Origin of the sequence: Dietzia timorensis (genome assembly GCF_001659785.1) — a bacterium.
Classification (GTDB): domain Bacteria; phylum Actinomycetota; class Actinomycetes; order Mycobacteriales; family Mycobacteriaceae; genus Dietzia; species Dietzia timorensis.
Map to the genome: position 1 here is coordinate 1,093,989 of NZ_CP015961.1, position 15,578 is coordinate 1,109,566.

Consider the following 15,578-nt stretch of genomic DNA (forward strand, 5'->3'; position numbering starts at 1 on the left):
CAGGGAATTTCGAAGGGACGAACATGAGCACCACCGAGGCCGTCGTTCTCGTCGGAGGTAAGGGTACGCGCCTGCGGCCGCTGACGATCTCAGCGCCCAAGCCGATGCTGCCGACCGCGGGACTACCATTTCTCACCCACCTGCTCGCGCGCATCAAAGCCGCCGGCATCGATCGCGTGGTGCTCGGGACATCCTTCAAGGCGGAGGTGTTCGAAGAGCATTTCGGCGACGGGTCGGAGCTGGGCCTGGAGATCGCCTACGTCGTCGAGGACGAGCCACTGGGCACCGGCGGCGGCATACGCAACGTCGCCGACGCGCTCACCGCGGACACGATCATGGTGTTCAACGGGGACGTGCTGGGTGGTACCGATCTGCGCCACGTGCTCGACACCCACGAGAAGAACTCCGCCGACGTCACCATGCATCTGGTTCGCGTCGCAGACCCGCGCGCCTTCGGCTGCGTGATGACCGACGAGAACGGCCGCGTGGAGCAGTTCCTCGAGAAGACCCAGGACCCGCCGACCGACCAGATCAACGCGGGCACCTACGTCTTCCAGCGCGAGGTGATCGACGAGATCCCGGCGGGCGTGCCGGTGTCGGTCGAGCGTGAGGTGTTCCCCAAGCTCATCGCCGACGAGCGCCGCGTGTTCGCGCACGTCGATTCCGCCTACTGGCGCGACATGGGGACACCGGAGGACTTCGTCCGCGGGTCTGCCGACCTCGTGCGCGGGATCGCGCCGTCGCCTGCGCTTCCCGAGGCGAAGGGCGAATCGCTCGTCCACGAGGGCGCAGGCATCGGTGCCGGCGCGGTGCTCATCGGCGGGACCGTCGTGGGGCGCGGCGCCGAGATCGGCGCCGGTGCCCGGCTCGACGGCGCGGTCGTGTTCGATGGCGCGAAGATCGAGGCAGGTGCCGTCGTCGAGCGTTCCATCGTGGGCTTCGGCGCGCGTATCGGACCGCGGGCTCTCGTCCGCGACGGCGTCATCGGCGACGGAGCCGATATCGGCGCGCGCTGCGAGCTCTTGCGCGGCGCCCGCGTGTGGCCCGGCGTGGAGATCCCCGACGGCGGGATCCGCTACTCCACGGACATGTAGTACTCGCCCGCGGCGGAGGGCTGCCTTTCCGGCACCGGCGCTGCGGGGTAGCCGACGGCGACCGATCCCAGCGGCCGCCAGCTCTCCGGGAGGTCGAGTTCGGCGCGGCAGACCTCAGCGGCGAAGATCGTCGAACCGACCCAGCAGGATCCCAGCCCGCGTGCCGCGAGCGCGACGAGCAGGGACTGCACGGCGGCGCCGCCCGCCACGGTGAACATCGTCTCCTCGCACGCGGCGCGCCGCGCATCGGGGTAGTCGTGCGGACCGGCGTCCTCACAGATAAACGCCAGGACCAGTTCGGGGGAGCGCCTGAGGATGTCCCCGCGCGCCATCCGACCGGCGCGCTGATCCGCCGAGAACCCGTCGGCGCGCAAGTCCTCCTCCCACGCCGCGGCCATCGCGTCGAGAAGTGCGGTGCGCCGCGGGCCGGCGACCCTGACGAACCGGACGGGGTGTGAATGGTGCGGCGCCGGCGCGGTGAGCGCGTCGGCGACGCACTGCTCGAGCAGCTCGGGCGGTACCGGGTCGGCTGCGAACTCGCGCACCGAACGCCGCGCGGGCACGGCCTCGACGCGGCCGGCCGCGAGCGCTTCGTTGGTGCCGAGCCGGAACAGGTCGTACCCGGCTTCGCGGATCAGTTCCCCGGCCCCGGATGACGTCGCCGCTCCCGTCACCAGGTGCGCGCAACCCCGGACGACGGCGACCGGGCGCGCGCCGGTCTTGCCCTTCGCCAGGTCCGCGGCGGCGGCGAGCTCATCGCCCACGGCGATCTCCGTGACGAACAGCTCGTTCCCGGCGGCGTCGACCATCCCCGCGTACCCGGCGAGCACGGTGACCCCGGCGGCGCCGATCGCCGCGTCGGTCTGGCCGGTGCGCCACGCGCGCCCCATGGTGTCGGTGACGAGCACGCCGACCCGGCACCCGGTGAGCTCTGCGAGCGAGGCGGCGAGCGCTCGAGCGGAGCCGTCGGGGTCCTCGGGCAGAAGCGCGATCTCGTCCGCGGCCACGTTCGAACCGTCCACGCCCGACGCCGCCTGCACGATCCCGAGCGCGTTCTCGGTGATAAGCGTCCGCTTAATTTGCGCGACGACGCGCACCGTCTCCTGATCGATCAATCGGCGGCGCAACACATCTCGGGCCTCCGGATCGGTGGGGGCGGGAACAAGCCGCCCCTCGACCTTCGAGAGCACCTTCGAGGTGAGTACGACGATGTCACCGTCGGCGAGGCCCTGCGGCGAGTCCCCAAGTACGCGCGCGAGAGCGCCCGCGAGGTCGTCGCCCGGCCGGAAATCGGGCAGGCCGTCGGGCGCCCAGATCTCGATCGGACCAGCGGCGGCGTGCTCGCTCACGGCGCGCAGCCCACGGACTCGAGAGCCGTGGCGACCATGGTGGAGGTCAGCTCCGGCGTCGTCATCAGCAGTGGGGCTTCCCGAACGTCGACACCGTCGACGGCGGCGTGATCGCCGGGGGCCACGAGCCACGCATCGAGCAGGCCCGCACCCGAGCGCGAACCGTACCAGCGCGCCACGGCGGACGCGGAGGTCTCGATCCCGGAGACCTCGAGGCAGCGGTCGGCCATGCCGCGCAGGGGAGCGCCGCCGATGATCGGGCTGATTCCGACGATCGGGGCCTTCGCCTGGCGCAGCGCGGCGCGCACCCCGGGGATCGCGAGAATCGCGCCGATCGACACGATCGGATTCGACGGGGCGAAGACGATCGCGTCGGCTCCGGCGATCGCGTCGAGCACCTGCTGGGAGGGTGTGGCCTGTTCCGCGCCGATATGGGTGAAGGATTCGGTCGGGATCTCCGCACGGTGGCGCACCCACCACTCCTGGAAGTGGATGGCGCGCTTGGGCGCATCTGCGTGCGCCGGATCGGAGACCACCACGTGCGTCTCGCTCCGGTCGTCGGAAACGGGCAGAAGCGTGACGCCGGGCTTCCACCGTGTGCACAGCGCCGCGGTGACATCGGTGAGCGAATAACCGGCGTCGAGCATCTGCGTGCGAACAAGGTGGGTGGCGATATCGCGGTCGCCGAGGCCGAACCAGTCCGGTTGGACGCCGTAGGCGGCGAGCTCTTCCTTCGCGTTCCAGGTCTCGCCCTTGTGGCCCCAGCCGCGTTCGGTGTCGATTCCGCCGCCGAGGGTGTACATGCACGTGTCGAGATCGGGGCAGATGCGCAGTCCGTGCATCCAGGCGTCGTCGCCGATGTTGACGACCGCATCGATGGTATGGGGGCTTCCGGGGGTGTCGGTACCGAGCAGCTCGCGCGCGCCCATGAGGAACTTCGCGCCGCCGACTCCGCCGACCAATACACACAGCTTCACGCAGACCAGCCTAACCATGGCTGCGGCACCGCCGCGCGCGCCTTAGGAAAACCTGTGTCATTGGGCATTCACTTGACGCGCCTAGCCGACAAGTGTGTAATCACATGTGTGTCATTCCCCCTCGAAACGACAACGGTGGGGTACGGAACATCCGGCGAGAAACAGCTGAGACCGCAAAAGCATGGAAAGGGATGAGCGTGGACCTAGAACGGCCTACACACGCGCCGAAGGACGCAACATTCCTGGATCTCGAAGTCAGTGCTTTGTTCGCGGAAGCAGAGGAAAGCTGGCAGGACCGCGCCCTGTGTGCACAGACCGACCCGGAGGCGTTCTTCCCCGAAAAGGGCGGTTCGACTCGCGAAGCCAAGCGCATCTGCACCGGGTGCGAGGTCAAGCCCGAATGTCTGGAATACGCTCTCGCGAACGATGAGCGCTTCGGTATCTGGGGTGGCCTGTCCGAACGCGAACGCCGTCGCCTCAAGAAGGCTTCGGGCCAGTAGCTTTCCGCCCGCGTCGTCTGCCCGGCCTCCGTGGGCCGGGTTTTCGTCATTTCTGCCGTCGCCGCGAAGTCGCTAATCGGGGCCGTGGATGACGGCGTCCGGCGAGATCTCCAGGTACAGCGCGACCAGCTCCACAAGTAGCCCGTAGACGACCTCGACGATCTCCTCCTGCGAATCGGTGCGCCGGAGCAGCGGTTGGCGGAACACGACGACCCGCGCCCTCGTTGGTTGGCCTGTGCGGTCGACCCCCGCCGGGATGAGACGGCCGAGGGGCACCTGCGCGTCGGCGATGACCTCCGGTGGCCACGACTGCCCCGCCCGCAACCGCATGCGGGGGACGGTGTCGACGGCGAGATCGAGTTTGGTCAGCTCCGCGTGCCACAGCTGGTCGATCTGGGCGAACGCCTCGAGCACGGCGGCGTCGAAATCGCCCGAACGCGAGCGCCACCGCGGCACCTCGGGCGGGAGAATGGGGCCACGAACTCCGGCGCCACGGCGGGCGGCGCTGCGCGACGTCACTCTGCGAGGTGTGGGACGGCGCGAGTCCGTGGGGAAGGGGCGGATCACGATGGTCGAACCCACCAGGGGTTCGTCGCGCCCCGGGATGCCGGGGATCTCTTTCCATTGGGCCTGCGCGGGCTTTCCGCCGCCCACGCCTCCGCGCGCCGACTGACTCATGGTCCGAACTTTAGTGGCCGTGGCCGCGCCGTGTGCGACCTGCGCGCCCGGCGAGTCGCTCCTGCAGTCGGCGCCGGCCGGGTCTACGCTGGGAAGTCGTGAGTACAGTTCGGCGATGCGTACGAGCCGCCTGCCCCAATCGGGCGGTGGCGACCTTGACGTATAACTATGCCGAATCGACGTCCGTGGTCGGGCCGCTCGCACAAGAGAAAGAACCCCATTCCTGGGACCTGTGCGCGACTCATGCGCTGCGCATTTCCCCGCCCCGCGGGTGGAACATGGTGCGCCACCCCGATCTCGAGATAGATTCCGACCCCGATCTCACTGCGCTCCTCGACGCGGTCGTCGATACGACGCAGGGCGCATCGGGAACGTCGGCGGATCCGGAATGGCTTCGCCGACTCAAGAGCAGGCAGCGTCCGGGGGACGATCAGAAAACCCCAGGTAGGCGAGCTCATCTACGGGTAGTGCACCCCGACGAGTAAACGAAGATAAGATGCATACCTGCAGTATGTTCTGGGGCGGTAGCCTTGAGGACGAAACCATGGTCAGTCTTATTTCGTGAGGACTTCTCGGGAGCCGTCCCGGGCGTCCGCACGAGCATCGGAATAGTCGCCGAACGAGTGGAGTGTGTTGATGTCGAACGGTTCGAGCGCGGCGCGTACGCCTGAGCAAATCGCCGCCGTGATCAAGGCGTACGACGTTCGCGGGGTGGTGGGCGAGCAGATCGATGCCGCATTCGTTCGCGATGTCGGCGCATCGTTCGGCAAGCTCATGGGCTCCGAGGGCGCGGCCCAGGTCGTCGTGGGCCACGATATGCGCGAATCGTCCCCCGAGCTGGCCTCGGCCTTCGGTGAGGGAGTGCAGTCGCAGGGCCTGGATGTCATATCCATCGGCCTGGCATCGACCGATCAGCTCTACTTCGCCTCGGGCACGTTCGATTGTCCGGGCGCGATGTTCACCGCCAGCCACAATCCCGCCAAGTACAACGGCATCAAGCTGTGCCGCGCCGGCGCCAAGCCCGTCGGACAGGATTCGGGGCTCGACGTCATCTCCCAAGAACTCGTCGCCGGGGTCCCCGCTTTCGACGGCCCCGCCGGTTCCCTTTCGGAGCGCGATGTATTGGAGGACTACGGGCAGTTCCTCCGGTCCCTGGTGGACCTGAGTGGGGTCCGGCCGCTCAAGGTCGCCGTCGATGCGGGTAACGGAATGGGCGGCCACACCGTCCCCGCTGTATTGAACCTGCCGAACCTCGAGATCACGCCCCTGTACTTCGAGCTCGACGGTAATTTCCCGAACCACGAGGCGAACCCGCTGGAACCGAAGAACCTCGTGGACCTGCAGCAGCTCGTCCGCGAGCGCGGTGCGGACATCGGCCTCGCGTTCGACGGCGACGCCGACCGGTGTTTCGTCGTGGACGAGAACGGGGACCCGGTCTCACCGTCCGCGATCAGCGCCCTTGTCGCGAGGCGCGCCCTGGCGCAGGAGCCGGGTGCGACGATCATTTACAACCTCATCACCTCCCATACGGTCCCCGAGATCGTTCATGAGGCCGGCGGTATCGCAGTGCGTACGCGCGTCGGGCACAGCTTTATCAAGGGACAGATGGCGAGCACGGGGGCCGTCTTCGGAGGCGAGCACTCGGCGCACTACTACTTCCGCGAGTTCTGGGGCGCCGACTCGGGCATGCTCGCGGCGATGCACGTACTCGCCGCGCTCGGCGGACAGGATCGCCCTTTGTCGGAGCTCATGGCCGAGTACTCACGCTACGAGGCCTCGGGGGAGATCAACTCCGAGCTGCCCTCTGCCGAAGCGCAAAGCGAGCGGATGGAGGCCGTAGCGGACATGTTTTCCTCGCGTGCCCGCGCGATCGACCGGCTAGACGGCATCACGATCGACCTCGGAGAGGGAACCTGGTTCAACATCCGCGCCTCGAACACCGAACCGCTTCTGCGCCTTAATGCCGAGGCGCCGACGCGGGCGGGCGTCGACGAACTCACGGCGGAAGTGTTGGCGATTATTCGTGCCTGATTCGGTGTTGCCCACGATTCCCTCGCACGGGGAGGACCTCCTCGACGACGCGGACGCCATTCGCGCTGCCGACACCTCGGGTGCGGTGCTCGGAGCGGCGACCGGAGGCGGACAGATCCGCGCGGTGGCCACTGCGGTACGTTCGGGTGCCCTCGACGGGCTACGGGGCGCGCGCCCGCGCGCGGTCGTGTGGGTCGTCGGCCGGTCGAGCCAGGCGGCAGCGGCGGCCCGAATCGTGACGTCGGTTCTCGCCTCGCACCAGCAGTTCCCCGGATTCCCCGTCGTGATCGAACACCGAATTCCCGCCTGGGTCGGCGCTCTGGACGTCGTTGTGGTCTCCGGCGCCGACGCCGGCGATCCCGTGCAGGCCGAGGCGATCGAGGTGGCCCGCAAGCGCGGCGCGGACGTGCTGTGTGATCTGCCCAAGGAGGGCCCGGCCGCACACGTCGGCGAATCCGGCGTCTCGTGGATCGAGCCCCTTGCCTTCGTCGCGCCGGAGCGCGCGATATTGCGGCACCTCGCCGTGGGCTTCGCCCTGTTCTCGGCTCTCGGGGTGTCCGGGATCGATATCGAGGCGGCCGCGGACGTCGTCGACGAGCGGCTCTCGGCAAATGGGCCGGAACTCGCCGTTCCCGTCAACCCTGCGAAGCTGCTCGCCCGCGAGGTTGCGGAATCGAGTGCGCCGCAGATCGTCTTCGAGGACGAGGTTGCGGGAGCCGTTGCCGGTCGCGTGGCCCAGGCGTTCACCGAATCGGGACGGCCCACGACGACCTCGCCGCTCGCGGACGCGCTTCGGGTGAGCCCGGTTCTCGCAGCCAAGGATTCCGGCCCAGCGGGAGCCGCCGACGACATCTTCCACGACGAGTTCATCGACGGACCGAAGCACAGCGGACTTCGCCCCACGTACTTCGGTCTGGCGCTCGCCGTAAGCGCCGAAAGGGTGGCACACCTCGCCGCCGGCCTCGGCGTCGTGTCCTGGATCGATATGCGGGAGGCCGGGCAAGAGTCCGTCGACCGAGACCCATCGGCTCCAGCGCAGGAGCTGAGCTTCGACGAACTCGTCGTCGAGGCGATGGCCTTGAGCGCGTGTTGCGAACTCGCAGCCGCCTACGCGCTCGTCGCGGCCTAGCGGGTGTTCGAGGACATATGCGCACACACGCGACCGACATGGAACGAGACCGATACCGGAGTGGGCTAGGTGCCGCTTCGGGTGAAAGAGAAGGGGCGCGACGAAGCGGAATGGACATCTTGTCGCCGGCCGAGAGGACATACGCGTGGGGGTCCCGCGTCGCACTTCCACGGCTGTCCGGGGAGCCGACGCCCGCCCAATACCCGATCGCCGAGCGCTGGTTTGGTGCCCACCCGACCGGCCCGGCCACGATCGATGGGGTCGGCCTCAACGAGATCATCTCGGCGGACCCGATCCGCGCGCTCGGCGACGACACCGCGGAGGCCTACGAGGACACCCTCCCGTTCATGGTCAAGCTGCTTGCCGCGGATCGCGCACTCAGCCTCCAGGCGCACCCCTCGCGCGCCATCGCCGCCGAGGGCTACGACCGCGAGAGTTCGCAAGGCATCGCGGTCGACGCGACGAACAGGAACTACCGGGACCGCAACCACAAGCCCGAGCTGATCGTCGCGCTCAGCCCGTTTCGCGCGCTGGCCGGATTCCGGCCCCCCGATGACACGATCAGGATTCTCGACATCATCGGTTGCGAGCGGCTGCGTCCCTACAGGGACATGCTCGATGCCCAGCGGGACGACGAGGGGCTGCGCGCCATCTTCACCAGCTTCATCACCTTGCCCCGCAGTTCGGCGGCGGAACTTGTCGACGACGTGGTCTCGCGGCTCGTGCACATGCTCGCGGACGGGTCGGTGCCCGCGGAGATGCTCAGCGTGTGTAAGGGCATCCTCGAACTCTCCGAGCAGTACCCGGGCGATTCCGGGGTGCTCGGGGCGCTGCTTCTCAACCTCGTCGAGCTTACCCCGGGCGAGGGGCTGTACCTCGGGGAGGGCAGCCTGCACGCCTACCTGTCCGGTATGGGCATCGAGGTGATGGCGAACTCGGACAATGTTCTGCGCGGTGGCCTCACGAGCAAGCACATCGATGTCCCCGAGCTCCTTCGGGTGCTCGATTTCTCGCCGCTCGCCCGGCCGGTCGTGACGACTTCCCCGGAATTCCCGCCGAACGCCGAGCCCGCGGATGCCCTCGAGGTCGAGAGATACCCGACCGCCGCGGAGGAGTTCCACGTCTCCCGGATCCGGGCCTCGTCCGACTGCCGCGTCGAGCTGGACGACTCCGGGCCGCAGATCATCGTGTGCACCCGAGGACGCGCCGGAGAACTGGCCGCCGGTGCGGGCGCGTGGATCGCCGCCGAAGCCTCTGCCGGTAGCCTCGATATGAAAGCCGGATCGGAGATCTTCCGGATTCGCGTGGCTCAGCTGCCGCGCACATGAACGCCTAGGCACGCGCCGATATCCCGACGCGTGGATCAATAGTTGTCAAAGCAGAAAGGCACGACCGAAGGATATGAGCGAATTGCAGGTAGAGCGCGTGGGGGATCTCGAGTTCAAGGTCAAGGACCTTTCTCTTGCTGACGCCGGACGGCAGCAGATCCGCCTGGCCGAGCACGAGATGCCGGGCCTTATGTCGCTGCGCGAGGAGTACGCGGAATCCCAGCCGCTCGCAGGCGCGCGGATCGCGGGATCGATTCACATGACCGTGCAGACGGCGGTCCTCATAGAAACACTCGTCGCGCTCGGCGCCGAGGTGCGCTGGGCCTCCTGCAATATCTTCTCCACGCAGGACGAGGCCGCCGCCGCGGTCGTCGTCGGGAAGAACGGCACGCCCGAGGCACCGGCCGGCGTGCCCGTATTTGCGTGGAAGGGCGAGACGCTCGAGGAGTACTGGTGGTGCTCCGAACAGATCATGACCTGGCCCGGTGCGGAGCCGAACATGATCCTCGACGACGGTGGCGATGCCACGATGCTCGTCATCAAGGGCAAGGAGTTCGAAGCCGCCGGCGGCGTCCCGGACACCGATCCGGCGTGGTCCGCGGAGGAGAAGGTCTTTCACGAGCTGCTGCGCGCCTCCGTCGCCCAGTCCTCCGACAAGTACACGAAGATCGCGGATGCGGTTCAGGGCGTCACCGAGGAGACCACCACGGGCGTGCACCGCCTTTACCACTTCGAGGAAGAGGGCGTGCTGCCCTTCCCTGCGATGAACGTCAACGACGCGGTCACCAAGAGCAAGTTCGACAATAAGTACGGCACCCGCCATTCGCTGCTGGACGGCATCAACCGCGGCACCGACGCGCTCATCGGCGGCAAGAAGGCCCTCGTGTGTGGCTACGGCGACGTCGGTAAGGGCTGCGCCGAGGCGCTCGCGGGCCAGGGCGCGCGCGTGCAGGTCACCGAGGTCGACCCGATCAACGCGCTGCAGGCGATGATGGACGGCTTCGACGTCGTCACCGTCGACCAGGCGATCGCCGATGCCGACATCATCATCACGGCCACCGGCAACAAGGACATCATCACCTTCGAGAACATGAAGGCGATGAAGAACAAGGCCATCCTGGGCAATATCGGCCACTTCGACAACGAGATCGACATGGCCGGACTCGAGGCGTCGGACGACGTCACCCGGATCAACATCAAGCCGCAGGTCGACGAGTTCGAGTTCGCCTCGACGGGCCGCTCGATCATCGTGCTGTCCGAGGGGCGCCTGCTCAACCTGGGCAACGCCACCGGCCACCCCTCGTTCGTCATGTCGAACAGCTTCGCAGACCAGGTCATCGCGCAGATCGAGCTGTTCACCAAGTCCGATCAGTACCCGATCGGTGTGTACCGCCTGCCGAAGATCCTCGACGAGAAGGTCGCCCGTCTGCACGTGGAGGCTCTCGGCGGCACGCTCACGAAGCTCGCCAAGGACCAGGCGGAGTACATCGGCGTCGACGTCGAGGGCCCGTTCAAGCCCGAGCACTACCGCTACTAGCCAGGGGATGACGTCGGACGTGGGGATTCTCGTCGCGATCGAAGGCATCGACGGAGCCGGCAAGAATACGCTGGTCTCCGCGCTCGAGTCCGCGCTGGATGCGCGCGGATTGAGCTCGGCGCGGCGAGCATTCCCCCGCTACGGCACCCACCATGCGGACCTGGCGGCCGGCGCCCTGCGCGGCCGCCTCGGTCCGGTTTCCGGTTCGCCGGAGGCGATGGCGCTGCTGTTCGCGCTCGATCGCCAGGCCGCGACGCCCGACCTCCTCGCCGCGAAAGGCGAGGTCGACGTGCTGCTCTGCGACCGCTATGTCGCGTCCAATGCCGCCTATTCCGCAGCAAGACTGGGGGAGCGAAGCTTCTCCGACGTCATCGGATGGATTGAAGCGATGGAGCACGAGGAGATGGGCGTCCCGCGGGCGGACGGCTATATCCTGCTTCCGACCCCGGTCACCGAGGCTCGGCGGCGGGCCGATGCGCGCGCCGCGGACGACGCCAGCCGTGAGCTCGACGCCTACGAAACCGATGCACGGCTGCAGGCCGATACCGCCGCGGCGTATGAGAGACTTGCCCAAACGGAATGGACCGCTCCGTGGTGGCGCGCGGAACTCGGCGTGCCGCCGGAGGATGCGGCGGCCATGCTTGCCGACCGCATCGCCGCGCTCGCATAAGATGCTATTAGACCGAATAACGATTCCGAAGCTGTCAAAGTAGAGGTCATGAGCCCGAAGATTCTGGTTGTCGACGACGACGCCGCGCTGGCGGAAATGCTCACCATTGTGCTCAAGGGCGAAGGCTTTGAGCCGACCGTTGTGGGTGACGGCACCTACGCGGTGGAGACCTTTCAGGAGGTCCGCCCCGACCTTGTACTGCTCGACCTCATGCTTCCGGGCAAGAGCGGCATCGATATCTGTAAGGACATCCGCCTCGAATCGCGGGTGCCGATCGTGATGCTCACCGCGAAGACCGACACGGTCGATGTGGTGCTCGGGCTCGAATCGGGTGCCGACGACTACATCCTCAAGCCGTTCAAGCCGAAGGAGCTCGTCGCCCGCATCCGTGCGCGCCTGCGCCGCGGCGACGACGAGCCGGCCGAGGTGCTGCACATCGCAGACGTGTCGATCGACGTCCCCGCGCACACCGTGATTCGCGACGGCGAGGCGATTCCGCTCACGCCGCTCGAGTTCGAGTTGCTCGTCGAGCTGGCCCGCAAGCCGCGACAGGTCTTCACCCGTGAAGTGCTGCTGGAAAAGGTGTGGGGATACCGCCATCCCGCCGATACCCGTCTCGTCAACGTCCACGTCCAGCGCCTGCGCGCGAAGATCGAGCGGGACCCGGAAAACCCCGAGATCATCCAGACCGTGCGCGGTGTCGGATATAAGGCGGGCCCCGTCCAGTGAAGGTAGCCGCATTGGGGGCGTGGCTTCGCCACGTGATCTCCAGGGTGCGGCGAGCGTGGCGGCGCTCCATGCAGCTCCGCGTCGTGTCCTCGACGTTGGCGTTGTCATTCACCGTCATCATTGTCGTCGCGTTCATGTTGATGCAGCAGATGACGGAATCGCTGCTGCAATCCAAGCTGTCCGCCGCCGTCGACCAGACCTCCCGGATGCGCGGGACGGTCGAGATGCAGATCGCGGCGACCGACGACGCCTCGCCCGACCAGTCTCGCCTTGACGCCGCGCGAAACTCGCTCGGCGACCGCGGACTCGCCGGAGGGGACGAGTCCCTGTCAGCCGGTACGTTCGACCCGATCCTCGTCGCTCCGGGTAACGCCGGGCGTGAGCAGGTCGTCAGCCCGGTCGGTGCGCAGATCCCGGAGGAGCTGCAGAATCAGGTCGAGCAGGGGCGCATCGCCTCCCAGTTCGCGACGGTCTCGTTTCGCGGCCAGGTCACCAAGGCGCTGATCATCGGAACGCCCACCGACTCGCGGATTCCCAACCTGCAGCTCTACCTCGTGTTCCCGCTCAGCGCCGAGGAGCAGACCCTTGGCATCATGCAGAACACGATCATCACCGCCGGCCTCGCGCTGATCCTGCTCTCCGCGGCAATCGCGTGGATCGTGACGAGGCAGGTCGTGCTCCCCGTGCGGCAGGCGGCGTCGATCGCCTCACGCTTTTCCGAGGGGCACTTCAAGGAACGCATGGTAGTGCGCGGCGAGGACGACATGGCCCGCATGGGTAACGCCTTCAACTCGATGGCCGAATCGCTCTCTCAGCAGATCCATAGCCTCGAGGAGTACGGCAACCTGCAGAAGCGGTTTACCTCCGATGTCTCTCACGAGCTGCGGACCCCGCTCACCACGGTGCGCATGGCCGCCGACATCATCTCCGACGACGCCGAGGAGTTCTCGCCCCCGACCAAGCGCGCCGTCGAGCTCCTCGAATCCGAGCTCGACCGCTTCGAGGCGCTGCTCACCGACCTGCTGGAAGTCTCCCGTCACGACGCCGGCGTCGCCGAACTCGACACCTCGCACGTCGACGCGCGGTCCCCGGCCTTCGACGCGCTCGACACGGTTTATCACCTCGCCGACCAGGCGGGCACGTCGATCGAGACGCACATGCCCGACGATCCGGTCGTCGCCGACGTCGATCCGCGCCGCGTGGAGCGGGTGCTGCGCAACCTGCTCGCCAACGCCATCGACCACTCCGAACAGAAACCCGTCGCGCTGTACCTCGGCGCCAACGAGGACACTCTCGCGTTCGGCGTGCGCGACTACGGTGTCGGCCTCAAACCCGGTGAGGCGCAGCTCGTGTTCAACCGCTTCTGGCGCGCCGACCCGTCCCGCGTCCGCCGCTCCGGCGGCACCGGCCTCGGCCTCGCGATCTCCCTCGAGGACGCGAAGCTGCACGGCGGCACCCTCGACTGCTGGGGCGACCCCGGCAACGGCTCCTTCTTCCGGCTCACTCTTCCGCGTTTCGAGGGTGCTGAATTGGGGGAGAGCCCCCTTCCGCTCCCGCCGTTCGACGTGCAAGATTTCGTGCAGACCTCGGAGCGGCGCGAACTGACGGACGACAAGACCGTCGGCGCGGCGCCGTCCGAGGGAGACGCCACAGGGATGGAAACGGACGAAGACACAGCCACAGCCACGGGAGACGAGACGCCCGAGATCCCCGAGGTCCTTGGCGAGTCCTCGCCCGGCGACTCCGGATCATCTGACGAGGGCACCGCTCGAACCGAGAAAGGACAGGACGAGTCATGACGGCGAAGCGTTCCATCCGCCTGAGGCGACGAGTCCTCCCGTTCGCGGCAGTAGCGGTCGCGGCGATCACCGGTCTCACCGGCTGCGTGACGCTGCCCTCGTCGTCAACGCCGCGAGTCATCGACACGTTCGCCCCGCGCGAAAGCAACGAGGACGTCCCCACCCCGGTGCCGAACCAGGAACCGGACATGCTCGTGCGCGACTTCATCAAGGCTTCGGCCCTCCCTGATCAGCGCCACGCCGCCGCGCGGCAGTTCCTCACACCCGAGGCGAACGAGCAATGGAACGACGCCGAATCGGCGACGGTTGTGCTGCGCGCCAATCTCAGCGCCGCCGGCCGGCGCACCGAGGACCGCGCAAGTTACACCCTCCGCGCACAGCGCGTCGGAGTGCTCGAGGAGGGAGGCGTGTTCACCGCCGGCGAGGGTGAGGTGACTGCGGAAATCGAGCTCGTGCGAGTCGACAACCAGTGGCGCATCGAGGGACTGCCTCCGGGCGTGATCATGGAGCGCACAGAGTTCTACACGAACTACTCCATGCACAATCTCTATTTCCTCGACCCCGATCGCGACGCGCTCGTGCCGGACCCGCGCTGGCTCAGCGCATCGAGTCGCGAGGTCGCGCCGTCGCTGCTCAACATGATCGCCGGCGACCCACGCCCGTCGCTCACCGATTCCGTCACCAATCGGCTCGGCCCGTCGGTGTCGGTGCGGCCCTCGGAAACGGGTGCCGAGGGGGAGGGCACGACCGTCGACTTCCAGGGCCTGCCGACAATGTCGAGCGAGGAAATCCAGGAGTTCGCGGCGCAGGTGGTATGGACGCTTAATGACGCCGACATTCCGGGCCCTTACCGGCTCGAACGAGATGGCGCGCCCATCGACGAGCGGCGCGCGGGCGGCTGGCGTGCCGAGGACGTCTCCGATTTCGATCCCGATCCGGATTCGCCTCAGCTCGAGTACGTGCTCACCAGCGGCGACGGACTCGTCCGCCTCACGGGGCAGTCCGCGCAGCGCTTCGGCGGTGAGTGGTCGGAAATCCCCGACACCCGCTACGCCCGTCTCAGCCCGAACGGCGAGGATCTTGCGCTCGTCGCCGGCGACGGCCCCAATGCCGAAGGCGCTGTGCTCAAGGTCGGCCCCGTGGACGGCGAACCCGCCGATATTCTTCGCGGCCCCGGCATCACTTCACCCACGTGGAGCAACGTCGACGACTCGCTGTGGTTCCTCGGCGCCGGCGGCCGCATCTCGCGCCTGTCCAACGCCACGGACCCCTCGTCGGCGGGGGAGGTCGGGCAGGACTCGCTCGACGATATCGACGGCAATGTCACCGACATGGCGCTCGACCCGACCGGCGTACGGCTGTTCTTCGTCGCCGACGGGCAGGCGTATCTGTCGGTCATCTCCTATCGCGACCGCGGCACGCCCGAGCTGGGGCCGCCGCTGCGCATCGGGCAGGCGCTGGAGAACACGGTGACGTCGGTGGGCTGGCTCGACAGGGAATCTGTGCTCGTGGGGCGCTCCGCCGTAGAGGCCCCGGTCGCCCGGATCACCGTCGACGGCGCGATGACCGAGTCTCAGTCCGGCCGCAATATCTCCGCCCGCATCGACGCGGTTGCTGCGACCGGGAAGAGCATTTACGCGCTCGACCAACGCTCGCTTCTGCAGCTAGATACCCAGGTCGAGGAATCCGAACGCTACTGGCGCGAGGTGCCCGGCCTGTCCGGTATCCGTGCGTTCCCGGTGGTCCGCGGCTAACGA

General features: G+C 67.7%; 14 protein-coding genes. 11 read left to right on the forward strand and 3 right to left on the reverse strand.

Annotation, left to right across the window (positions count from 1 at the left end):
- The first annotated feature begins 23 nt into the window (after positions 1 to 23).
- A complete protein-coding gene (manB, locus tag BJL86_RS05035) occupies positions 24 to 1,094 on the forward strand; it encodes a mannose-1-phosphate guanylyltransferase (protein WP_067477861.1) in 1,071 nt (356 codons plus the stop codon).
- Here manB and BJL86_RS05040 read toward each other — a convergent pair.
- Positions 1,076 to 2,443 (reverse strand): coenzyme F420-0:L-glutamate ligase, encoded by a 1,368-nt coding sequence (locus tag BJL86_RS05040; protein WP_232229012.1) that lies wholly within the window; start codon positions 2,441 to 2,443, stop codon positions 1,076 to 1,078. The genes manB and BJL86_RS05040 overlap by 19 nt on opposite strands.
- A complete protein-coding gene (gene cofD / locus BJL86_RS05045; RefSeq protein WP_067478747.1) occupies positions 2,440 to 3,420 on the reverse strand; it encodes a 2-phospho-L-lactate transferase in 981 nt (326 codons plus the stop codon). Before cofD ends, BJL86_RS05040 begins: the two co-directional genes overlap by 4 nt.
- A 191-nt stretch (positions 3,421 to 3,611) precedes the next feature.
- On the opposite strand from cofD, the gene BJL86_RS05050 reads away from it, so the two are divergent.
- A complete protein-coding gene (locus BJL86_RS05050) occupies positions 3,612 to 3,920 on the forward strand; it encodes a WhiB family transcriptional regulator (RefSeq protein WP_067478744.1) in 309 nt (102 codons plus the stop codon).
- Positions 3,921 to 3,992: 72 nt separating this feature from the next.
- Here BJL86_RS05050 and BJL86_RS05055 read toward each other — a convergent pair whose 3' ends face one another.
- The gene (locus BJL86_RS05055; RefSeq protein WP_082908768.1) at positions 3,993 to 4,439 is read right to left on the reverse strand and encodes a metallopeptidase family protein; all 447 of its coding nucleotides are present in this window, start codon (positions 4,437 to 4,439) and stop codon (positions 3,993 to 3,995) included.
- 257 nt (positions 4,440 to 4,696) lie between these two features.
- Between BJL86_RS05055 and BJL86_RS05060 the strand changes: the two genes are divergently transcribed.
- The 9 genes from BJL86_RS05060 to BJL86_RS05100 all read left to right on the forward strand — a co-directional run bounded on the left by BJL86_RS05060 (position 4,697) and on the right by BJL86_RS05100 (position 15,575).
- Positions 4,697 to 5,083, forward strand: coding sequence for a DUF3499 domain-containing protein (locus tag BJL86_RS05060; protein ID WP_067478741.1), 387 nt, complete (start codon positions 4,697 to 4,699; stop codon positions 5,081 to 5,083).
- A gap of 151 nt (positions 5,084 to 5,234) precedes the next feature.
- The gene (locus tag BJL86_RS05065) at positions 5,235 to 6,629 is read left to right on the forward strand and encodes a phosphomannomutase/phosphoglucomutase (protein ID WP_075844860.1); all 1,395 of its coding nucleotides are present in this window, start codon (positions 5,235 to 5,237) and stop codon (positions 6,627 to 6,629) included.
- Complete coding sequence (locus BJL86_RS05070) at positions 6,622 to 7,758, forward strand: hypothetical protein (RefSeq protein WP_075844861.1); 1,137 nt, start codon at positions 6,622 to 6,624, stop codon at positions 7,756 to 7,758. Before BJL86_RS05065 ends, BJL86_RS05070 begins: the two co-directional genes overlap by 8 nt.
- A gap of 110 nt (positions 7,759 to 7,868) precedes the next feature.
- Positions 7,869 to 9,086: a mannose-6-phosphate isomerase, class I gene (gene manA / locus BJL86_RS05075; protein ID WP_067474810.1), complete on the forward strand. Its 1,218-nt coding sequence runs from the start codon at positions 7,869 to 7,871 to the stop codon at positions 9,084 to 9,086.
- 73 nt (positions 9,087 to 9,159) lie between these two features.
- Positions 9,160 to 10,623: an adenosylhomocysteinase gene (gene ahcY / locus BJL86_RS05080; RefSeq protein ID WP_067474813.1), complete on the forward strand. Its 1,464-nt coding sequence runs from the start codon at positions 9,160 to 9,162 to the stop codon at positions 10,621 to 10,623.
- Between the two features lie 7 nt (positions 10,624 to 10,630).
- The gene (locus BJL86_RS05085) at positions 10,631 to 11,293 is read left to right on the forward strand and encodes a dTMP kinase (protein WP_082908523.1); all 663 of its coding nucleotides are present in this window, start codon (positions 10,631 to 10,633) and stop codon (positions 11,291 to 11,293) included.
- A 48-nt stretch (positions 11,294 to 11,341) separates the two neighbouring features.
- Entirely contained in the window at positions 11,342 to 12,022 is a 681-nt protein-coding gene (mtrA, locus tag BJL86_RS05090; RefSeq protein ID WP_067474816.1) for an MtrAB system response regulator MtrA, read from the forward strand.
- Positions 12,019 to 13,821: an MtrAB system histidine kinase MtrB gene (gene mtrB / locus BJL86_RS05095; protein ID WP_231887215.1), complete on the forward strand. Its 1,803-nt coding sequence runs from the start codon at positions 12,019 to 12,021 to the stop codon at positions 13,819 to 13,821. The genes mtrA and mtrB overlap by 4 nt, the downstream gene beginning before the upstream one ends.
- The gene (locus tag BJL86_RS05100) at positions 13,818 to 15,575 is read left to right on the forward strand and encodes an LpqB family beta-propeller domain-containing protein (RefSeq protein WP_067474822.1); all 1,758 of its coding nucleotides are present in this window, start codon (positions 13,818 to 13,820) and stop codon (positions 15,573 to 15,575) included. Before mtrB ends, BJL86_RS05100 begins: the two co-directional genes overlap by 4 nt.
- Positions 15,576 to 15,578 lie beyond the last annotated feature (3 nt).

What these genes read in the sequence shown, in the direction of transcription:
- ahcY (WP_067474813.1), top strand. Translation starts at nt 9,160, where the DNA reads ATGAGCGAATTGCAGGTAGAGCGCGTGGGGGATCTCGAGTTCAAGGTC.
- BJL86_RS05050 (WP_067478744.1), top strand. Translation starts at nt 3,612, where the DNA reads ATGAGCGTGGACCTAGAACGGCCTACACACGCGCCGAAGGACGCAACA.
- BJL86_RS05065 (WP_075844860.1), top strand. Translation starts at nt 5,235, where the DNA reads ATGTCGAACGGTTCGAGCGCGGCGCGTACGCCTGAGCAAATCGCCGCC.
- mtrA (WP_067474816.1), top strand. Translation starts at nt 11,342, where the DNA reads ATGAGCCCGAAGATTCTGGTTGTCGACGACGACGCCGCGCTGGCGGAA.
- manA (WP_067474810.1), top strand. Translation starts at nt 7,869, where the DNA reads ATGGACATCTTGTCGCCGGCCGAGAGGACATACGCGTGGGGGTCCCGC.
- BJL86_RS05100 (WP_067474822.1), top strand. Translation starts at nt 13,818, where the DNA reads ATGACGGCGAAGCGTTCCATCCGCCTGAGGCGACGAGTCCTCCCGTTC.
- manB (WP_067477861.1), top strand. Translation starts at nt 24, where the DNA reads ATGAGCACCACCGAGGCCGTCGTTCTCGTCGGAGGTAAGGGTACGCGC.
- BJL86_RS05085 (WP_082908523.1), top strand. Translation starts at nt 10,631, where the DNA reads ATGACGTCGGACGTGGGGATTCTCGTCGCGATCGAAGGCATCGACGGA.